The sequence below is a fragment of the Streptomyces sp. NPDC005811 genome (assembly GCF_040630405.1).
In the GTDB taxonomy this organism is placed as follows: domain Bacteria; phylum Actinomycetota; class Actinomycetes; order Streptomycetales; family Streptomycetaceae; genus Streptomyces.
This window is the reverse complement of record NZ_JBEXXK010000034.1, coordinates 64,649-82,827: the sequence shown is the minus strand read 5'-3', so window position 1 is coordinate 82,827 and position 18,179 is coordinate 64,649. Positions and strand designations below refer to the sequence as shown.

The following is an 18,179-nucleotide window of genomic DNA, read 5'->3' as shown; positions in this document are numbered from 1 at the left end:
TGGAAGGCAGATGGGACGGCCGCAGGGGCCGCCTCCCTCCGACGCTCACGAAGGAGCCCAGATGTCCAGCCTCGCCCGCCCCACCAACGGCCGCATGATCGGCGGAGTGTGCGCCGCGCTGGCCCGCCGCTTCGGCACCTCCGCGACCACCATGCGCGTGATCTTCCTGCTCTCCTGTCTGCTGCCGGGCCCGCAGTTCCTGCTCTACATAGCCCTCTGGATCATGTTCCCGTCGGAGGACAAGGCGCGCACGGCCTGGTGACCCGGATCCATCCGCTGATCCATCCGCGGATCCATCCGCTGCTCCACCCCCGGGTCACCGGGAGAACGCCGTCGGGGCGCGCCCGTGATGCACGGGTGCGCCCCGACGGTGTCACGTCGTAGCGGGGTTCAGCCGATCGGCAGCCCGTTCACCGGCAGCCCGTGGGTGGGCAGGCCCTGGACCGGAAGACCGCCGAGCAGCCCGGCGACCGGCTTGGTCGGGCCGTGGGCGAGCGCCTGCTCGACGGCCGGCTGCACGGCGGAGAGGCCCGCGGCGAGCGCCGGCTGGGCCTGTGAGAGCTGGGCCTGCTCCAGGGCCTTGCCGGCACCCGGCAGCGCCTTGGTGACGTTCGTGACGTTCTCCAAGGGCAGCGAGCCGGTGACCGTCTCCAGCGCCTGAGAGGCGTCGGGGACGGCCGGGGCGGCGTGGGCGGCGCCCGCGCCGACGGCGGCGATGGCGGCACCGAGGGCGGCGACGCCGAGGGTCTTGGCAGCAGACTGCTTCATGAAAATGCGTCCTCGAATGGGATACGGGGAACCGATCGGTCCACGACCGTAAACACGGAAAGGGGGAGGCCGCAAACATCGAAATGCGGACGGGTTGTGAACGTGCGCCCGCATTCCGCACCCGGGGAAACCGTGCGGTCAGTCCTCCGTGGGCAAGGAACCGCTGGTGGAGGCCGTCTGCTGGAACAGCCATTCGGACTTCAGCTCGGCATAGCCGGGCTTGATCACGTCATTGATCATGGCGAGACGTTCATCGAAAGGAATGAATGCTGACTTCATAGCATTGACCGAGAACCATTGCAGATCGTCGAGCGTGTAACCGAATGCGTCGACAAGGTGCTCGAATTCCCGGCTCATGCTGGTGCCGGACATCAGCCGGTTGTCGGTGTTGACCGTGGCCCGGAAGTGCAGCCGCCGCAGCAGACCGATGGGGTGCTCGGCGTAGGAGGCGGCCGCACCGGTCTGGAGGTTGGAGCTGGGGCACATCTCCAGCGGAATGCGCTTGTCGCGGACGTAGGAGGCGAGCCGGCCGAGCTTCACGCTTCCGTCGGCGGCGACCTCGATGTCGTCGATGATGCGGACGCCGTGCCCGAGCCGGTCGGCGCCGCACCACTGGAGGGCCTGCCAGATGGAGGGCAGCCCGAAGGCCTCGCCGGCGTGGATCGTGAAGTGGTTGTTCTCCCGCTTCAGATACTCGAAGGCGTCGAGGTGGCGGGTGGGCGGGAAGCCGGCCTCGGCGCCCGCGATGTCGAAGCCGACGACACCGAGATCCCGGTGGCGGTTGGCGAGTTCGGCGATCTCCAGGGCGCGGGCGGCGTGCCGCATCGCGGTGAGCAGGGCGCCGACGCGGATGCGGTGACCGTTGCGGCGGGCCGTCCGCTCACCCTCCCGGAAACCCTCGGTGACGGCCTCGACGACCTCCTCGAGGCTCAGTCCGGCCTCCAGGTGCTGCTCGGGGGCGTAGCGCACCTCGGCGTAGACGACACCGTCCTCGGCGAGGTCCTCGGCGCACTCCCGGGCGACCCTCACCAGGGCGTCGCGGGTCTGCATCACGCCGACGGTGTGCGAGAAGGTCTCCAAGTACCGTTCCAGGGAACCGGAGTCGGCGGCCTCGCGGAACCAGAGGCCGAGCTTGTCGGGGTCGCTCTCGGGGAGTTGGGCGTACCCGGCCTCCCGGGCGAGGTCGACGATCGTGCCGGGGCGCAGCCCGCCGTCGAGGTGGTCGTGCAGCAGAACCTTGGGCGCCCGCCGGATCTGGTCCGGGTTGGGAGTGATGCCCGCCTGGATGCTCTGGCTCGTCATTTCCGCACTCTAACTCCTACGCGCGTAGATCGCTCGTGGCACCCCGCCGCCGATACGCAATGGTGACCGCACGTACGGGTGGAGTACACCACTGCTTCTGACACTGTTCTGTCATGGCACAGCAACTGACGCCGGCTCGGACGGCCAGGCTGGGGAAGGCACTCGGACCGGAGCCGACGGCGGTGAGCGGGGTGGTGCTGCTGCTCCCGGGCGGTGAGGAGGTGTCCGAGCGCAGACCGTCCCCGATGTGGGCGGCCGCCTCCGTGCGCGGCCTCGGGCGAAGACTCACGCGGGCCGGCCGGGAGGAAGGGCTGGTCACCCATGTCGTGCACTACCGCTACCGCGGCTGGAACGGCAGCGCGGCGCATCTCGCCGCGGACGCCACCTGGGCGGCCGACGAGGTCGTACGGCGGTACGGGGACGTCCCGGTGTGCCTCGCCGGGATCGGGATGGGCGGCCGGGCCGCGCTCCGGGCCGGCGGACACGAGGCCGTCAACTCCGTGCTGGCCCTCGCCCCTTGGCTGCCGCAGGAGGACGTGGCGGCGCCACCCGAACCGGTGAAGCAGTTGGTGGGGCGGCGGGTGATGGTCGTGCACGGGACGCATGACGACCGCAGCGACCCGGAGCTGTCGTTCCGGCTGGCGGCGCGGGCGAAGAAGGCGAATCGGGATGTGTGCCGGTTCGAGGTGCACGCGGACGGGCACGGGTTGCATCAGTACCGGGACGAAGTGCTGGCGTTGGCCGAGGACTTCGTGATGGGGGTGCTGTTCGGGAAGGGGTTTTCGCGGCCGGTGGAGGACGCGTTGGCGGCTCCGCCGCCGTTGGGGTTGCGGATGCCGTTGGCCGCGGGGTTCGGGAAGTCGTTGCGGAGGTAGGTCGGGCCGGGTTTCGGGTGCGGGTGCGTTGTGGCTGGTCGCGCAGTTCCCCGCGCCCCTGAGGGGGCGCTGCCCCCCTCAGGTCGGGAGCAGGTTGCCCCTTCTCGACAGCAGGAACTTCTTGAAAGCCGCCACCGGGGGTGTGTCCGGGTGGCCGTCCAGCCAGGCCACGCCGATCTCGCGGACCGCGCGGGGGGCCGTGACCGTCAGTTCGACCACGCCCGGGCGGGCCACCGCCGGGGGTGGCAGGAGGGCCACGCCCAGGCCCGCGGCCACCAGGCCCCGGAGGGTTTCCGCCTCCTCGCCCTCGAAGGCGATGCGGGGTTTGAAGCCGGCCTCCTTGCAGAGGTCGTCGGTGATGCGGCGCATGCCGTAGTTGGGTTCGAGGGTGACGAAGGTTTCCTCGGCCGCCTCGGCGAGGCGGATGCGCCGGCGGGCGGCCAGGCGGTGGTCGGCGGGGACGACCAGGCGGAGCTTCTGTTCGTCGAGGCGGCGGGCGACCAGGTCGGGGGCGTCCGGGACCGGGGAGGTCAGGCAGAGGTCGAGTTCGCCGGCCCGGAGGCGTTCGAGCATCGCCTCGCCGTAGTTCTGGACGAGGCTGAAGCGGACCCGGGGGTGGTCGGCGCGGAAGGCGTGGATCAGGCCGGGGACGGTCTCGGCGCCCATGGTGTGCAGGAAACCGAAGGCGACCTTGCCGGTGGCGGCGTCGGCGTCGGCGCGGACCTCCTCGGCGGCCTTCTCGATCTCCGCGAGGGCGCGTTCGACCGAGGCGAGGAAGGTGCGGCCGGCCGGGGTGAGGGAGACCGTGCGGCCGCGGCGGGCGAAGAGGTCGACGCCCAGGTCCTCTTCCAGGCGGACCATCGCCCGGGACAGGGTCGACTGCGGCACCCCCATCTCCTGCGCGGCCCGCGTGACGTGCTCGGTACGGGCGACCCCGGCGAAGTGGGCGAGCCGGGGCGCCAGCAGCCGCGACATGTCAGTCATGTCTTCTGTGTCACCGGACGGTGACAGTTGAGCCTGTGACCTCTGCTGATGCACCATGGGAACGATTATGACGAGTCCGTGCATTGGACGGATGAACAGCGGCGTACGTAGTTTCGAGGCATGTCTCCCGCCAGTACCGGGGCGTCCACCGTCGTGGGCGCCGCCTCCTCCGTCCCCGTCGTCGACGACTCCCGTATGGCCCCCGGCGGCCCCGGCTACCGCCGGATGAGCTTCGCGCTCTTCCTCGCCGGCGTGGCGACCTTCGCCCTGCTGTACTCCACACAGGCGCTGCTCCCGCTGATCTCCGGCGACTTCGGGGTGGCGGCGAGCGAGGCGAGCTGGACCGTGGCGGCGGCGACCGGCGGGCTGGCGCTGTTCGTGCTGCCGATGAGCGCCCTCTCCGAGCGCTACGGCCGCCGTACGGTGATGACGGCCTCGCTGGCGGTCGCGGTGACCGTGGGACTGGTGGTCCCCTTCGCGCCGTCCCTGGGCGCGCTGGTGGTGCTGCGGGCGGTGCAGGGCGCGGCGCTGGCCGGTCTTCCGGCGTCGGCGACCGCGTATCTGGCCGAGGAGGTGCGGCCGAGGGCCCTGGTCACGGCGATCGGACTGTTCGTCGCGGGCAACAGCGTCGGCGGGATGAGCGGCCGGGTCATCACCGGCTGGGTCGCGCAGGAGTGGGGCTGGCGGGTCGCCGTCGGGGTGATCGGTGTGCTGGCCGTGGGCTGCGCGATCGCGTTCCGGCTGCTGCTGCCGGCGCCGCGGCACTTCACGGCGGGCTCGCTGCGGCCCCGCGTCCTGGTCCGCACGGTCCGCGAGCACCTGGCGAACCCGCTGCTGTGCCGGCTGTACGCGATCGGCGCGCTGTTCATGACCGTCTTCGGCGGGGTGTACACGGTCGTCGGCTACCGGCTGACCGAGGCACCCTTCTCGCTCCCGCAGGGCATCGTCGGCTCGATCTTCCTGGTGTACCTGGTCGGTACCGTGTCGGCGTCGACGGCGGGCCGGCTGGTGGGCCGGCTCGGACGGCGCGGGGCCCTGTACCTGGCGGCCGGGACGACCGCGACGGGGCTGCTGCTGTCGCTGGCGGACTCGCTGCCGATGGTGCTGCTCGGCCTGGTCCTGATCACCGCGGGCTTCTTCGCGGGGCACGCGGTGGCGTCCTCGGCGGTCAGCAAGACGGCGACGACCGGTCGCGCCCAGGCCTCCGCCCTCTACCAGTCGGCGTACTACATCGGCTCCAGCACCGGCTCCACGGTCGGCGCGATCGCCTTCCACTCCGGCGGCTGGGCCGGCACGGTCGGCGTGGGCGTCCTGGCGGTCCTCGGGGTCGTGACGATCACGGTCCTCGGGACCCGGGCGGCGCGGGTGGCCGCCCGGCGGTCGCCCGTGCCCGCCCACTGAGGCCGCCGGTACAGACGTACGACGTTCCCCCTGGTCAGGGCCTGTTGTCAGTGGTCGCGCCTAGCGTGCACAGCCACTGGCACTGGTCCGAGCAGGGGGTTCGTTCATGGTGGGGTTCCGGGTCGACCGGGGGGATCTCGTCGAGGCCGTGGGGTGGGCGGCCCGGGCGCTGCCCGCGCGGACCCCGGTGCCGGTGCTGGGCGGGCTGCTGCTGGAGGCGGGCGACGGGCGGCTGAGCGTGTCCGGGTCCGACCTGGAGACGGCGGCGCGGATCGAGACGGACGCCGAGGTGGTGCGGGGCGGGCCGGTGCTGGTCCTGGGGCGGCGGCTGCTGGACATCTGCAAGGTGCTGCCCGACGGGCCGGTGCGCTGCGCGCTGGAAGGGACGCGGTTCACGGTCGAGGCGGGCGGGACGAGCTTCGGGCTGTCGACCCTGCCGCGCGAGGAGTACCCGGCCCCGCCGGTGCCGCCGGGGGTGTACGGCAGCGTGGACGCGGCCGCGTTCGCCGCCGCCGTCGGACAGGTCGCGGTGGCGGCGGGCCGCGACGACACGCTCCCCTCGCTGACCGGCCTGCAACTGCGTCTGGACGGGGACGAGATGACCCTGTCCGCCTCCGACCGCTACCGGTACGCCGTACGGCGGCTGGAATGGAAGGCGGAGGCGGAGGCCGCCGCCGGGGGTGTGGTGGAGGCGCTGGTGCCCGCCCGGCGGGTGCTGGAGGTGGCGCGCTCGCTGGCGCGGTGCGGGGCGGTGCGGGTCGGGCTCGACGCGGACGACGGGGCTGCGGGCGGCCGGGGCGGCGGGTCGATCGGGTTCGAGGGCGGGCGGATGCGGACCGTCCTGCGGCGGCTGGACGGGCGGCTGCCGGGCTACGGGAAGCTGTTCGACATGACGGGCGCGGCGGTCGCCGAGGTGGAGTGCGGGGCGCTCGCGGAGGCCGTACGGAGGGTCGCGGTGGTGGCGGAGGCGAACGGTCCGGTGCGGCTGGAGTTCGCGCGGGATTCGGTGCTGCTGCGGGCCGGGTACGGCGACGACGTGGCCGCGCAGCGGCTGCCCGCCGCGCTGACCGGCGCCGAGGAGGTGGCGGTCGCCTTCAACCCGGCGTTCCTGCTGGACGCGCTGACCTCCTTCGGGGCGACGCCGCTGCGGCTGGAGCTGCTGGGGACCGGGCAGCGGGCGCTGCTGGGCGCGGCGGACGCGCCCGGTGTCCACCGGCATCTGCTGATGTCCGTGAAGCAGCTGTCCTGACCTGCGCGTTCGTCGACTCGGCGGGCCATTGTCAGTGGGCTGGGGTAGCTTCCGAAGTGCTGGGGCGCACAGGAGCGCGACAGGACGGCCACAGGGGTGGGTGGACGAGGATGAGTGACGGGACGGCGGGCGCCGCGACGGTCGAGGATCTCGATGTCCGGCTGGAGCGGCACCGGGTGGAGCTGACCGGCTACTGCTATCGCATGCTCGGTTCCTCCTTCGAGGCCGAGGACGCGGTGCAGGACACGCTGGTGCGGGCCTGGCGGAGCTACGACCGGTTCGAGGGCCGCTCCAGTCTGCGCTCGTGGCTGTACCGGATCGCGACGAACGTCTGTCTGGACATGCTGACGGCAGGCAGCAAGCGGGCCCGGCCGATGGACCTCTCGGAGTCGACGCCGCTGGCCCAGGCGGCGCTCTCGCCCCGTCCCGACCACACCTGGCTGGAGCCGGTGCCGGACGCGCGGGTGCTGCCCGCGGTGGAGGACCCTGCGGAGGCGGCGGTGGCCAAGGAGTCGGTGCGGCTGGCCTTCATGGCGGCGCTCCAGCAGCTGCCGCCCAAGCAGCGGGCGGTGCTGATCCTGCGCGAGGTGCTGGCCTGGCGGGCGAGTGAGGTCGCCGAGCTGCTGGACACCTCGGTCGCCTCGGTCAACAGCGCGTTGCAGCGGGCGCGGGCCACGCTGGCCGAGCGGGCCGAGGCGGGGGCGGAGGCGGCGGTGTCGGACCCGCTGGACGAGGAGCAGCAGAAGCTGCTGGAGCGCTATGTGGCGGCCTTCGAGGGCTACGACATGACCGCGCTGACGGCGTTGCTGCACGAGGACGCCATCATGACGATGCCGCCGTTCGACCTGTGGCTGACGGGCCACGACGACATCACGGGCTTCATGACGACGATCGGCTCGGGCTGCGAGGGCTCGCGGCTGCTGCCGGTCCGGGTGAACGGGCTGCCGGGCTTCGCCCAGTACAAGCCGGACCCGGAGAAGGGCGGCTTCAGCCCTTGGGCGATCCAGGTCCTGGAGATCTCAGACGGCCGCCTCACCGGGTTCCACTTCTACCTCGACACCCAGCGGTGGTTCCCGCTCTTCGGCCTCCCCCTCCACCTCGACGGGGAGTCCGACGAGGTGGAGCAGGGCGCGTAGGGCGGGGTCGGGGGCGCGCAGCCGTATCAGCCCGCCGGCCCGGCGGGCGGCGAGCTGGAGCCGGGCCAGCAGCTCGACGGCGGCCAGCCCCGGCGGCCCGAGCGCGCTCACGTCACAGACGACGACCCCGCCGTCCCCGGCCGCCAGCAGGGCCCGTACAGCATCGGCGAGCCCTGCCACCCGCTCGGGGGTGACAGGGCCGGTCAGGGCGAGCACGGGCGGTGTCTTGGGGTCCACGTGCGGTAGACCCCGAGGCGGGGCTCAACTCATCGGGCGATGAGCGAACCACAGGTCAGGCGATGCGCTCCAGGACGACCGGGGACGGGGTGAACGGCGTGCCGGGGGCGGCGATGTCGTAGGAGCCGGGAATCGACTGGAGGGCGTAGTCGAAGCGTTCGGGGGTGTCGGTGTGCAGGGTCAGCAGGGGCTGGCCCGCGGTGACGGTGTCGCCGGGGCGGGCGTGCAGCTCGACGCCGGCGCCGGCCTGCACCGGGTCCTCCTTGCGGGCGCGGCCCGCGCCCAGGCGCCAGGCGGCGATGCCGATGTCGTAGGCGTCGAGGCGGGTGAGGACGCCGGAGGAGGGGGCGGTGACGACGTGCTGTTCGCGGGCGACCGGCAGGGCTGCGTCCGGGTCGCCGCCCTGGGCCGCGATCATGCGGCGCCAGACGTCCATCGCCGAGCCGTCCGCGAGCGCCTTCGCCGGGTCCGCGTCCTTCACGCCCGCCGCGTCGAGCATCTCCCGGGCGAGGGCGATCGTCAGCTCGACGACGTCCGCCGGGCCGCCGCCCGCGAGGACCTCGATCGACTCGCGGACCTCCAGGGCGTTGCCGGCCGTGAGGCCGAGCGGGGTGCTCATGTCGGTGAGGAGGGCGACCGTCTTCACGCCGTGGTCGGTGCCGAGGCCGACCATCGTGGAGGCCAGCTCACGGGCGTCCTCGATCGTCTTCATGAAGGCGCCGGTGCCGACCTTCACGTCGAGGACGAGGGAGCCGGTGCCCTCGGCGATCTTCTTGGACATGATCGAGGAGGCGATCAGCGGGATCGCCTCCACGGTGCCGGTGACGTCACGCAGGGCGTAGAGCTTCTTGTCGGCGGGGGCGAGGCCGTCGCCGGCCGCGCAGATCACCGCGCCGGTGGTGTCGAGGACGGAGAGCATCTCCTCGTTCGACAGCAGCGCGCGCCAGCCGGGGATGGACTCCAGCTTGTCCAGGGTGCCGCCGGTGTGGCCGAGGCCGCGGCCGGAGAGCTGCGGGACGGCGGCGCCGCAGGCCGCGACGAGGGGGGCCAGCGGGAGGGTGATCTTGTCGCCGACGCCGCCGGTGGAGTGCTTGTCGGCGGTGGGGCGGGACAGGGACGAGAAGTCCATGCGCTCGCCGGAGGCGATCATCGCGGCGGTCCAGCGGGCGATCTCACGGCGGTTCATGCCGTTGAGCAGGATGGCCATCGCGAGCGACGACATCTGCTCGTCGGCGACCTCGCCGCGGGTGTACGCGTCGATGACCCAGTCGATCTGCTCGTCGCTGAGTTCGCCGCGGTCCCGCTTGGTGCGGATGACGGAGATGGCGTCCATGGCCATGGCGTGCGTTCCTTCCGAGGGTCCAGAAAGTGTGCGGCCCCCCTGAGAGCCTGCGGTGCCAGCGTTTTCAGAGGGGCCGTACGGAGGTGCTTGCTTACTTGGTGAGGTGGTCCGGGCCGAAGGCCTGCGGGAGCATCTCGGCGAGGGGCAGGATGCCGGCCGGGGTCTCCAGCAGGAGGTCGGCGCCGCCGAACTCGTACAGCAGCTGGCGGCAGCGGCCGCACGGGACGAGGATCTCGCCCTTGCCGTCCACGCAGGTGAAGTGCGTGAGCCGGCCGCCGCCGGTGTTCTGCAGCTCGGAGACCAGCCCGCACTCGGCGCACAGGCCGATCCCGTAGGAGGCGTTCTCGACGTTGCAGCCGGAGACGATCCGGCCGTCGTCGACGAGGGCCGCCACACCGACCGGGTAGCCGGAGTACGGGGCGTACGCCCGGGACATGGCGTCCCGGGCCACCGAACGCAGCTTCTCCCAGTCGACGGGGGTCACTTGCCCTGCCCCTTCCGGTACGGCAGTCCGTCCGCCTTCGGCATGCGCAGGCGCTGGGCCGACAGCGAGAGGACCAGCAGGGTGACGACGTACGGGGTGGCGGTGACGACCTGGTTGGGGACGTCGTCGGTGCTGACGTACCAGACGAACATCAGGGCCGAGACCGCGGCGGTGATCGCTGCCGGGACGTACTTCTTCTGCCAGCCCAGGTAGGCGAAGCCGACGACCAGCAGGATCGCGATCAGCAGGATCAGCGCGTGGACGTTGGTCGCGCCGCCGCGCAGGTTGAGGCTGTCGGTGTAGCCGAACAGCCCGGCGCCGAGGGCGAGGCCGCCCGGCATCCAGTTGCCGAAGATCATCGCGGCGAGACCGATGTAGCCGCGGCCGGCGGTCTGGCCGTCGAGGTACACGTTCGACGCGACGATCGACAGGAAGGCGCCGCCGAGGCCGGCGAAGCCGCCGGAGATGATCACGGCGATGTACTTGTACTTGTAGACGTTGACGCCGAGGGACTCGGCGGCGACCGGGTTCTCGCCGCAGGAGCGGAGCCTGAGGCCGAAGGAGGTGCGCCACAGCACGTACCAGGTGGCCGGGACGAGGGCGACGGCGACGACGGTGAGCGGCGAGAGGTTGGTGATCAGACCGCCGCCCAGGCCGGCGAGGTCGGAGATCAGGAACCAGTGCTTGTCGTTGAGGGTCTCCAGCCAGCTGGAGAGGCCCGGGATGTCGAAGGTGCCGAGCGAGTCGATCGGCGGGGACTGCTTGGAGGAGCCCTGCGGGGCGTTCTCGAAGGTGAACTTCGACAGGTAGCGGGTGACGCCGAGGGCCAGGATGTTCAGGGCCACACCGGAGACGATGTGGTTGACCTTGAAGGTGACGGTGGCGATGGCGTGCAGGACGGCGCCGAGCGCGCCGCCGAGGATGCCGAAGACGACACCCGTCCACGGGCCCCACTGGTAGCCGGCCCAGGCGCCGAACCAGGTGCCGAGGATCATCATGCCCTCGAGGCCGATGTTGACGACGCCCGCCCGCTCGGCCCACAGGCCGCCGAGGCCGGCGAGGCCGATCGGGACGGCGGCGCGCAGGGCGGTGGACATCTGGCCGGTGGACGTGATGCCGTCCGCGCCGGTGATCAGGCGGACGACCGAGGTCAGGATCAGGACGCCCGCGATGACCAGCAGGAGGACGGGCAGCGACATCCGGCGGCCGCCCTTGCCGGGCTGCCCGGACTTCGGCTTCGCGATGGTCGCGGTGCTCATCAGACCGCCACCTCCTTCTTGGTGTTCGCGGCGGCGGCGAGTTCCTCACCGACGCGCTTCTGCTGGCGGCGCAGACCCCAGGTGCGGACGACCTCGTAGGAGATGACGACCGCGAAGACGATCAGGCCCTGCATGATCATCGCGATTTCCTTCTCGTACGGCTCGGGAGTCGCGTAGTCGAGGGCGGGCGACGCCTTGTCGAGGAAGGCCCACAGAAGGGCGGCGAGGGCGATGCCGCCGGGGTTGTTGCGGCCGAGCAGGGCGATGCCGATGGCGGTGAAGCCGACGCCGGTCGGGAAGCTCAGGCTGTAGGTGTGGGCGTCGCCGAGCAGCAGCGGCAGACCGGCGAGGCCGGAGACCGCGCCGGAGACGATCATCACGGTGAGGATCATGCGCTTGGCGTCGACGCCGGAGGCGGCGGCGGCCGACTCGGACTCGCCGGTGGCGCGCAGGTCGAAGCCGAAGCGGGTGCGGTTGAGGACCAGCCAGTAGACGATGCCGAGGGCGACGGCGAGGAAGACCAGGCCGTAGATCTCGCCGACGTCGGCGCCCAGGTTGATGCCGGGTACCCAGCCGGACTCCTTCATGATGCCGGTGGTCTTGTTGTCGCCGACGAGCTGGCCGAAGACGTCCGGCAGGGTGAGGTAGGCGATGAGGCTGGTGGCGATCGCGTTGAGCATGATCGTCGCGACGACCTCGCTGACGCCCCGGGTGACCTTCAGGACGCCCGCGACACCGGCCCAGATGCCACCGGTGAGGGCGGCGACCAGCAGCAGCAGCGGGACCTGGAGGAAGGCCGGCAGGTCCATGTGGGCGCCGACCACGGCGGTCATCATCGCGGCGAGGCGGTACTGGCCGTCGACGCCGATGTTGAACAGGTTCATACGGAAGCCGAGGGCGACCGCGAGGGCGGCGATGTAGTACAGCGACGCCTGGTTGATGATCAGGACCTGGACGTCGGAGTAGCCGATCTGCTCCAGCATGAGCGTGTACGGCTCGATCGGGCTCTTGCCCGAGGCGATCAGCACGACCGAGGTCAGCAGGATCGCCGCGACGAGCGCCATGACCGGGCCGGCCACGGCGAGGAGCACGCGCTCCTTGTCGAACTTCTTCATCGGGCCTCGTCCTCCGGGGCGCTCGCTTCCTCGACGTGCTCAAGGTGTCCGGTGGCGGCACCCGTCATGGCCGAGCCCAGTTCCTCCGGGGTGATGGTGGCGGGGTCGGCGTCCGCGACCAGCCTGCCGTTGTAGATCACGCGCAGGGTGTCCGACAGGCCGATCAGCTCGTCCAGGTCGGCGGAGATCAGCAGCACGGCCAGGCCCTCGCGGCGGGCCTCGCGGATGCGGTCCCAGATCTGGGCCTGTGCGCCGACGTCCACACCGCGGGTGGGGTGGGCGGCGATCAGGAACTTCGGGTTGTGGCTCATCTCGCGGCCGACGATCAGCTTCTGCTGGTTGCCGCCGGAGAGGGAGGCGGCGGTGACGTCGATGCCGGGGGTGCGGACGTCGAACTCCTCGACGATCCGGCGGGTGTCGGCCTGGGCGCCCTTGGGGTTCAGCCAGAAGCCCTTGGCGTTGGGGCTCTCGGTGACATGGCCGAGGATGCGGTTCTCCCAGAGGGGGGCCTCCAGGAGCAGACCCTGGCGGTGGCGGTCCTCGGGGATGTAGCCGACGCCGGACTCGCGGCGCTTGCGGGTGGGCCAGGGGGTGATGTCCTCGCCGAGGAAGGCGATCGTGCCGGAGTCGGCGTTCTTGGTGCCGATCAGGGCGTCGATCAGCTCGGTCTGGCCGTTGCCCTCGACCCCGGCGATACCCATGACCTCGCCGGCGTGGATGGTGAAGCTGACGTCGTCCAGGACGCGCTTGATCTCGCCGCCCTCGGGGGCCAGCGTGATGCCGCCGCTGGGCTCGGCCTCGGTGCCCATGGAGGCGCCGCCGCTGGCGAAGACGGTGAGGCCCTCGACGGTGAGGACGGCCTGGTCGGTGACCGTGGACTCGGCGGTCTCCGGGGTGGGCAGCTCGGAGCCGACCATCATCTCGGCGAGCTGGCGGGGGGTGGTCTCGGACGGGACGGCCGTGCCGACGGTCGTGCCGCGCCGGATGACGGTGATGTCGTCGGCGACGGAGAGGACCTCGCCCAGCTTGTGGGAGATGAAGATGACGGAGAGGCCCTCGGCCTTGAGCTCGCGGAGGTTGGCGAAGAGCGCGTCGACCTCCTGCGGGACCAGGACGGCGGTCGGCTCGTCGAGGATGAGGGTGCGGGCGCCGCGGAAGAGGACCTTGAGGATCTCCACGCGCTGGCGGTCGGCGACACCGAGGTCCTCGACGAGGGCGTCGGGGCGCACCCCGAGGCCGTAGCGGTCGGAGATCTCCTTGATCTTCTTGCGGGCGGCGCCGCCGATGCCGTGCAGCTTCTCGCTGCCGAGCACCACGTTCTCCAGGACGGTCAGGTTGTCGGCCAGCATGAAGTGCTGGTGGACCATGCCGATGCCGCGGGCGATGGCGTCGGCGGGGCTGGAGAAGCTCACCTGCTGTCCGTCGACGGCGATGGTGCCCTCGTCCGGCTTCTGCATGCCGTAGAGGATCTTCATCAGGGTCGACTTGCCGGCGCCGTTCTCCCCGACCAGGGCGTGCACGGTGCCCTTGTGGACGGTCAGGTGGATGTCGTGGTTGGCGACGACACCGGGGAAGCGCTTGGTGATACCCGCCAGCTCTACCGCGATCGTCGACTGTGCGGTGAGCGGAGGGCTGCTGGACGCGTCGATGGCGCACTCTCCTTGGGAAAGGGGCCGCTCTACGCGCGTAGCGCCCCTGCTTTAAATAGTGCCCGGACCTGATCGTTCATTTTCGGTCACGATCCGTTCCGAGCATTCTGCCGCGCGAAGGGGGCACGAGTACGCCTTGGTTCCCGTGCCCCGTTCGGTGGCCGTAACGCTGTCATCGCAGCGTCCTGTTGGCCAATGCCTCTGACCGGTTTTCCTCTCGCGAGAGGAGGTCGTCAGGAGGTCTTGACCGTGATGGTGCCGTTCTTGATGCCCTCTTCGGCCTTCTTGATCGCGGCCTGGATGTCGGCGTTGCCGGAGAAGGTCGGGTTGGAGTCCGACACGCTCACGCCGCCGTTCTCCAGGCTGCCGCGGACGACGCCCGTCTCCGGCTTGCCGTCCTCGACCGACTTGGCCAGCGTGTAGACCGCGCCCTGGACGTTCTTCATGGCGGAGGTCAGGATCGAGTCCTTGTACGCCTTCAGCGCGTCCTGCTTGTACTGGTCGGAGTCGACACCGATCGCCCACACCTTGTTGGCGTTGGCGGCCTTGATGACGCCCTGGCCGGACAGACCCGCGGCGGCGTAGATGACGTCCGCCTTGGCGTCGATCTGGCCCTCGGCGGCGCTCTCACCCTTGTCCGGGCTGGAGAAGCCGCCCTCGGCGGCGGTCTCGGTCAGGTACTGCGACTTGACCGTGACGCCCTTCTTGGTGTCCTCGACGCCCTGCTTGAAGCCGGCCTCGAACTTGTGGATCAGCGGCACGTCCACACCGCCGATGAAGCCCACGACGTTCGACTTGGTGGCCTTGGCGGCGGCGACACCGGCGAGGTAGGAGGCCTGCTCCTCGTGGAAGACGAGGTCGGCGACGTTGTCGGCCTTGATCTGCTCGTCGTCGACGATGCCGAAGGTGGTCTTCGGGAACTTGGCCGCGGCCTCCTTGACGGCGGGCGCGTAGGCGAAGCCGACGCCGATCACCGGGTTGTACCCCTGCTTGGCGAGGTTCTCCAGGCGCTGCACCTTGTCCGCGTCGGACTCGCCGTCCTGCGGCTCGACCGCGGTGGACTTGTAGCCGAACTCCTTGTCGGCCTGCTCAAGGCCGGCGGTGGCGGCGTCGTTGAAGGACTGGTCGCCCTTGCCGCCGACGTCGTACGCGAGGGCGAGACCCAGGTTGTTCTTGCTGCTCTCGGACGAGGACGACGACGAGGACGAGCTTCCACAGGCGGAAACGGTCACTGCGAGAGCTGCGGTGGCAACACCCGCAACCGCGATTCGGGACACCCGGCGCATGGAACGAGACTCCTTTGTGCAAGCGCCCAAACCAGGCGCTGGTTCCGCCGCAGCGTAACGCGCGTAGACCGGGAGGAAAAACCCTTCTGTCCGCTCCGTTATCGAGCTGTGGCCACAGTTGTAGTCCAGGTTACGTACAGCAGAACGCCCCCTGCGGGACGCAAGGGGCGCTTGGGCTGCAAGGACGCCCCGAAGGGCGTAAGTGGCGGGCGGGGCCGGTGTTACAGCGGCCCCGCCGGGGCGTTACTTGGTGTTGACCGTGACCTTGCCGTCGATGATGTCCTGCTTGGCCTTGTCCACGGCGGTGACGACGTCCGTCATCGCCTTGTACTTGGGGTTGGAGTCGGCGAACCCGACCCCGTCGTTGGAGAGGCTGCCGCGGACCACGCCGGACAGCGGCTTGCCCTGGTAGACGGACTTCACGAGGTCGTAGACCGCGCCGCCGACGTTCTTCAGCGCCGAGCCGAGGATGTAGTCCTTGTACTTGGCGAGCGCGCTCTGGTTGTACTGGTCGGAGTCGACGCCGATGACCCAGACCTTCTTGGCGGCACCCTCGCTGATCACGCCCTGACCGGACAGACCGGCCGCGGCGTACAGCACGTCGGCGCCCGCCTCGATCTGGCCGCTCGCCGCGTCCTTGCCCTTGTCGGGGCTGGAGAAGCCGCCCTCCTGGGGCGTCTCGGTGAGGTACTGCGACTCGACCTTGATGCTCGGGTTGACCGACTTGGCGCCCTGGACGTACCCGGCCTCGAACTTGTGGATCAGCGGGATGTCCACACCGCCGATGAAGCCGATGTGCGCCTTCTTGGAGGCCTTGGCGGCGGCGACGCCGGCCAGGTAGGAGGCCTGCTCCTCGTGGAAGACCATGTCGGCGACGTTCTTCGACTGGACGCTCTCGTCGTCGATGATCCCGAAGGTGGTGTTCGGGAACTTGGCGGCGACCTCCTTGACGGCCGGCCCGTAGACGAAGCCGACGCCGATCACCGGGTTGTAGCCGGCCTGCGCCAGCTGGGTCAGCCGCTGGATCTTGTCCGCGTCGGTCTCGTTGTCCTGCGGCTCGACGTCGCGGCCGCTGAGGCCGAACTCCTTCTCGGCCTTCTGCAGGCCGGCGTAGGCGGCGTCGTTGAAGGACTGGTCGCCCTTGCCGCCGATGTCGTACGCGAGACCGATGCCCTTGCCCGAGTACTTCCCGGACGACGAGGACGCCGAGTCGCTCGCCTTGGAACCGGTGCTGGACTCACCGCAGCCGGTGGCCGCGAGCGCGATGACCGCAACGGCCACCGCTGCCTGGGAGAATGTGCTCCTCCGAGATATCAGACGCACAGCAAGCACCCCTTCGAAATCCCCACGGCGCCGTGACCGGCCCGCTTTCCCCTTGGTGGCGCCGTTCCGGGGGGCTCCCCAACAAGCCGAACCGGGTGGCGATTTCGGCGACAGTAACGCGCGTAGAAGGGGAGGGGAACGGGGTTGCTCGCTCCCGTTATCGATTCGTGCCGACCTTGACTTGCAAGCGCGTCCTCGGGGTTACGGGCGGGTGACACAAGGGGACGAAGAGGATCCTTTCGGTCACTCTTCGTCCCCGTCGCCCTCCTGCCGCCTCAGGCGTCCCGCGTCGCCGCGTCCAGCAGGGCGGCGGCCGTGAACAGCTCCACGCCCACGGTGATCGCGTACTCGTCGGCATCGAAGTCGCCCTGGTGCAGATCGCGCACCGTGCGCTCGCCCGGGGGACGCACACCGAGCCGGGCCATCGCGCCCGGCACCCGCTCCAGATACCAGGAGAAGTCCTCGCCGCCGAGGCTCTGCTCGGTGCCCTCCACGGCGTCCTCGCCGCGCCGGGCGACCATCGCGTCGTTCAGCAGGGCGGCGACCGCGCCGTCGTTGACGACCGGCGGGACGCCCCGGACGTAGTTGATCTCGGACTTGGCGCGGTGCAGGTTGGCGACCTCGTCGATCGCCGCCACGACGATGTCCGGGGCCTGCCGCCAGGCCTCGATGTCCAGGCAGCGCACGGTGCCGGACAGCTCGGCGTGCTGCGGGATCACGTTCGGGGCGTGGCCGCTCTCGATCCGGCCCCAGGTGACCGCGAGGCCCGCCCGGGTGTCGACCCGGCGCGCGACCAGCGCGGGCACGTCGGTGACGACCCGGGCCGCGGCGGTGACCAGGTCGGTGGTCAGGTGCGGGCGGGCGGTGTGGCCGCCGGGGCCGTCCAGGGTGATCTCCAGCCGGTCGCAGGCGGAGGTGATGGCGCCCTCGCGCAGCCCGATCAGGCCCGCGTCCACGCGCGGGTCGCAGTGCACGGCGATGATCCGGCCGACGCCGTCCAGCGCGCCGCACTCGATGGCGTCGGCGGCGCCGCCGGGCAGCACCTCCTCGGCGGGCTGGAAGATCAGCCGCACCGGGCGCGGCAGCCGGCCCTGCCTGTGCAGTTCGGCGAGGACCAGGCCGGCGCCCAGGACGACGGTGGTGTGCACGTCGTGGCCGCAGGCGTGGGCGCGGTCGGGGACCGTGGAGCGGTACGCGCACTCGGTCTTGGTGTCCGGGATGGGCAACGCGTCGATGTCGGCGCGCATCGCGAGGACGGGCACGCCGGAGGCCGGCTCCCCCTCCTCGATCCCGATGTCGCAGATGAGGCCGGTCCCGACGGTGAGGACACGCGGCTTGAGGCCTGCCTTCTCCAGGCGGGCCTTGATCGCGGCGGTCGTACGGAACTCCTGGTTGCCCAGCTCCGGGTGCATGTGCATGTCGCGCCGGAAGGCGATCAGCTCCGCACGGAGGGCTTCGGGCAGCGTGCCGGGCAGGGCGGCGCGCTTCGCAGGATCGGCCTCGGACTCTCGGGACATCAGTTGCTTCACCCTCTGAAGGGTAGGACGCCGAAGCGGTCAACTGACCCGATCAACAAAATTTCAACCTGTTGGAGGAAGAAAAGTTGGCCGCGCGACGCATGGTTGCCGTAGAGGGTGGGTAAACTCGCCGAATTTTCATCTGGCGCTGTCCCTCTTCCTAACCACACCCATACCATGAGGTGCGGGTGGGGCGCCTGCCGTGTCCACGTTCCGGAATCGTTCATCGGACGTTCGTACGAGCCGTCGCGC

At 70.8% G+C, this 18,179-nt stretch carries 17 protein-coding genes; 5 read left to right on the top strand and 12 right to left on the bottom strand.

The annotated features are described in order from the left end of the window. Positions 1-61 precede the first annotated feature (61 nt). Entirely contained in the window at positions 62-262 is a 201-nt protein-coding gene (locus tag ABZ490_RS31890) for a PspC domain-containing protein (RefSeq protein WP_055637973.1), read from the top strand. A 128-nt stretch (positions 263-390) separates the two neighbouring features. On the opposite strand, the gene ABZ490_RS31885 is transcribed toward ABZ490_RS31890, so the two are convergent. Together ABZ490_RS31885 and ABZ490_RS31880 are read right to left on the bottom strand one after the other, a co-directional pair. After that, the gene (locus tag ABZ490_RS31885; RefSeq protein WP_358997657.1) at positions 391-768 is read right to left on the bottom strand and encodes an ATP-binding protein; all 378 of its coding nucleotides are present in this window, start codon (positions 766-768) and stop codon (positions 391-393) included. Positions 769-906: 138 nt separating this feature from the next. Further along, on the bottom strand, positions 907-2,070 hold the full coding sequence (locus tag ABZ490_RS31880) for an adenosine deaminase (protein ID WP_358997654.1): 1,164 nt from the start codon (positions 2,068-2,070) through the stop codon (positions 907-909). A gap of 113 nt (positions 2,071-2,183) precedes the next feature. Here ABZ490_RS31880 and ABZ490_RS31875 point away from each other — a divergent pair, with 113 nt between their 5' ends. Beyond that, the gene (locus tag ABZ490_RS31875) at positions 2,184-2,945 is read left to right on the top strand and encodes an alpha/beta hydrolase (protein ID WP_358997651.1); all 762 of its coding nucleotides are present in this window, start codon (positions 2,184-2,186) and stop codon (positions 2,943-2,945) included. A gap of 78 nt (positions 2,946-3,023) precedes the next feature. On the opposite strand, the gene ABZ490_RS31870 is transcribed toward ABZ490_RS31875, so the two are convergent. Then, positions 3,024-3,986: a LysR substrate-binding domain-containing protein gene (locus ABZ490_RS31870; protein WP_358997648.1), complete on the bottom strand. Its 963-nt coding sequence runs from the start codon at positions 3,984-3,986 to the stop codon at positions 3,024-3,026. A 63-nt stretch (positions 3,987-4,049) separates the two neighbouring features. Here ABZ490_RS31870 and ABZ490_RS31865 point away from each other — a divergent pair, with 63 nt between their 5' ends. The 3 genes from ABZ490_RS31865 (at position 4,050) to ABZ490_RS31855 (ending at position 7,715) form a co-directional block, all read left to right on the top strand. Continuing rightward, positions 4,050-5,330, top strand: coding sequence for an MFS transporter (locus ABZ490_RS31865; RefSeq protein WP_358997645.1), 1,281 nt, complete (start codon positions 4,050-4,052; stop codon positions 5,328-5,330). Positions 5,331-5,439: 109 nt separating this feature from the next. Then, on the top strand, positions 5,440-6,579 hold the full coding sequence (dnaN, locus tag ABZ490_RS31860) for a DNA polymerase III subunit beta (protein ID WP_358997786.1): 1,140 nt from the start codon (positions 5,440-5,442) through the stop codon (positions 6,577-6,579). Positions 6,580-6,689: 110 nt separating this feature from the next. Further along, entirely contained in the window at positions 6,690-7,715 is a 1,026-nt protein-coding gene (locus ABZ490_RS31855) for a sigma-70 family RNA polymerase sigma factor (RefSeq protein ID WP_358997642.1), read from the top strand. Here the strand turns inward: ABZ490_RS31855 and ABZ490_RS31850 are convergent. The 9 genes from ABZ490_RS31850 to ABZ490_RS31810 all read right to left on the bottom strand — a co-directional run bounded on the left by ABZ490_RS31850 (position 7,599) and on the right by ABZ490_RS31810 (position 17,927). Next, positions 7,599-7,952: an STAS domain-containing protein gene (locus tag ABZ490_RS31850; protein WP_358997639.1), complete on the bottom strand. Its 354-nt coding sequence runs from the start codon at positions 7,950-7,952 to the stop codon at positions 7,599-7,601. The genes ABZ490_RS31855 and ABZ490_RS31850 overlap by 117 nt on opposite strands. Positions 7,953-8,007: 55 nt before the next feature. Continuing rightward, positions 8,008-9,285 (bottom strand): thymidine phosphorylase, encoded by a 1,278-nt coding sequence (locus ABZ490_RS31845; protein WP_358997783.1) that lies wholly within the window; start codon positions 9,283-9,285, stop codon positions 8,008-8,010. A 100-nt stretch (positions 9,286-9,385) separates the two neighbouring features. Beyond that, positions 9,386-9,778, bottom strand: a complete 393-nt coding sequence (locus ABZ490_RS31840) for a cytidine deaminase (protein WP_358997636.1) — start codon at positions 9,776-9,778, stop codon at positions 9,386-9,388. Continuing rightward, complete coding sequence (locus ABZ490_RS31835) at positions 9,775-11,037, bottom strand: ABC transporter permease (protein ID WP_358997633.1); 1,263 nt, start codon at positions 11,035-11,037, stop codon at positions 9,775-9,777. The genes ABZ490_RS31840 and ABZ490_RS31835 overlap by 4 nt, the downstream gene beginning before the upstream one ends. After that, positions 11,037-12,152 carry an ABC transporter permease gene (locus ABZ490_RS31830; protein ID WP_358997630.1) on the bottom strand — a complete coding sequence of 372 codons (1,116 nt, stop codon included), beginning with the start codon at positions 12,150-12,152 and terminating at the stop codon, positions 11,037-11,039. The genes ABZ490_RS31835 and ABZ490_RS31830 overlap by 1 nt, the downstream gene beginning before the upstream one ends. Beyond that, positions 12,149-13,759, bottom strand: a complete 1,611-nt coding sequence (locus ABZ490_RS31825; protein ID WP_358997780.1) for an ABC transporter ATP-binding protein — start codon at positions 13,757-13,759, stop codon at positions 12,149-12,151. Before ABZ490_RS31825 ends, ABZ490_RS31830 begins: the two co-directional genes overlap by 4 nt. Before the next feature lie 275 nt (positions 13,760-14,034). Next, complete coding sequence (locus ABZ490_RS31820) at positions 14,035-15,087, bottom strand: BMP family ABC transporter substrate-binding protein (RefSeq protein ID WP_358997627.1); 1,053 nt, start codon at positions 15,085-15,087, stop codon at positions 14,035-14,037. A 243-nt stretch (positions 15,088-15,330) separates the two neighbouring features. Then, positions 15,331-16,368, bottom strand: coding sequence for a BMP family ABC transporter substrate-binding protein (locus ABZ490_RS31815; protein ID WP_358997624.1), 1,038 nt, complete (start codon positions 16,366-16,368; stop codon positions 15,331-15,333). Between the two features lie 317 nt (positions 16,369-16,685). Continuing rightward, complete coding sequence (locus tag ABZ490_RS31810; RefSeq protein ID WP_358997777.1) at positions 16,686-17,927, bottom strand: amidohydrolase; 1,242 nt, start codon at positions 17,925-17,927, stop codon at positions 16,686-16,688. Positions 17,928-18,179: the final 252 nt, after the last annotated feature.

What these genes read in the sequence shown, in the direction of transcription:
- ABZ490_RS31890 (WP_055637973.1), top strand. Translation starts at nt 62, where the DNA reads ATGTCCAGCCTCGCCCGCCCCACCAACGGCCGCATGATCGGCGGAGTG.
- ABZ490_RS31885 (WP_358997657.1), bottom strand. Translation starts at nt 768, where the DNA reads ATGAAGCAGTCTGCTGCCAAGACCCTCGGCGTCGCCGCCCTCGGTGCC.
- ABZ490_RS31880 (WP_358997654.1), bottom strand. Translation starts at nt 2,070, where the DNA reads ATGACGAGCCAGAGCATCCAGGCGGGCATCACTCCCAACCCGGACCAG.
- ABZ490_RS31875 (WP_358997651.1), top strand. Translation starts at nt 2,184, where the DNA reads ATGGCACAGCAACTGACGCCGGCTCGGACGGCCAGGCTGGGGAAGGCA.
- ABZ490_RS31870 (WP_358997648.1), bottom strand. Translation starts at nt 3,986, where the DNA reads ATGGTGCATCAGCAGAGGTCACAGGCTCAACTGTCACCGTCCGGTGAC.
- ABZ490_RS31865 (WP_358997645.1), top strand. Translation starts at nt 4,050, where the DNA reads ATGTCTCCCGCCAGTACCGGGGCGTCCACCGTCGTGGGCGCCGCCTCC.
- ABZ490_RS31855 (WP_358997642.1), top strand. Translation starts at nt 6,690, where the DNA reads ATGAGTGACGGGACGGCGGGCGCCGCGACGGTCGAGGATCTCGATGTC.
- ABZ490_RS31845 (WP_358997783.1), bottom strand. Translation starts at nt 9,285, where the DNA reads ATGGACGCCATCTCCGTCATCCGCACCAAGCGGGACCGCGGCGAACTC.
- ABZ490_RS31835 (WP_358997633.1), bottom strand. Translation starts at nt 11,037, where the DNA reads ATGAGCACCGCGACCATCGCGAAGCCGAAGTCCGGGCAGCCCGGCAAG.
- ABZ490_RS31830 (WP_358997630.1), bottom strand. Translation starts at nt 12,152, where the DNA reads ATGAAGAAGTTCGACAAGGAGCGCGTGCTCCTCGCCGTGGCCGGCCCG.
- ABZ490_RS31820 (WP_358997627.1), bottom strand. Translation starts at nt 15,087, where the DNA reads ATGCGCCGGGTGTCCCGAATCGCGGTTGCGGGTGTTGCCACCGCAGCT.
- ABZ490_RS31810 (WP_358997777.1), bottom strand. Translation starts at nt 17,927, where the DNA reads ATGTCCCGAGAGTCCGAGGCCGATCCTGCGAAGCGCGCCGCCCTGCCC.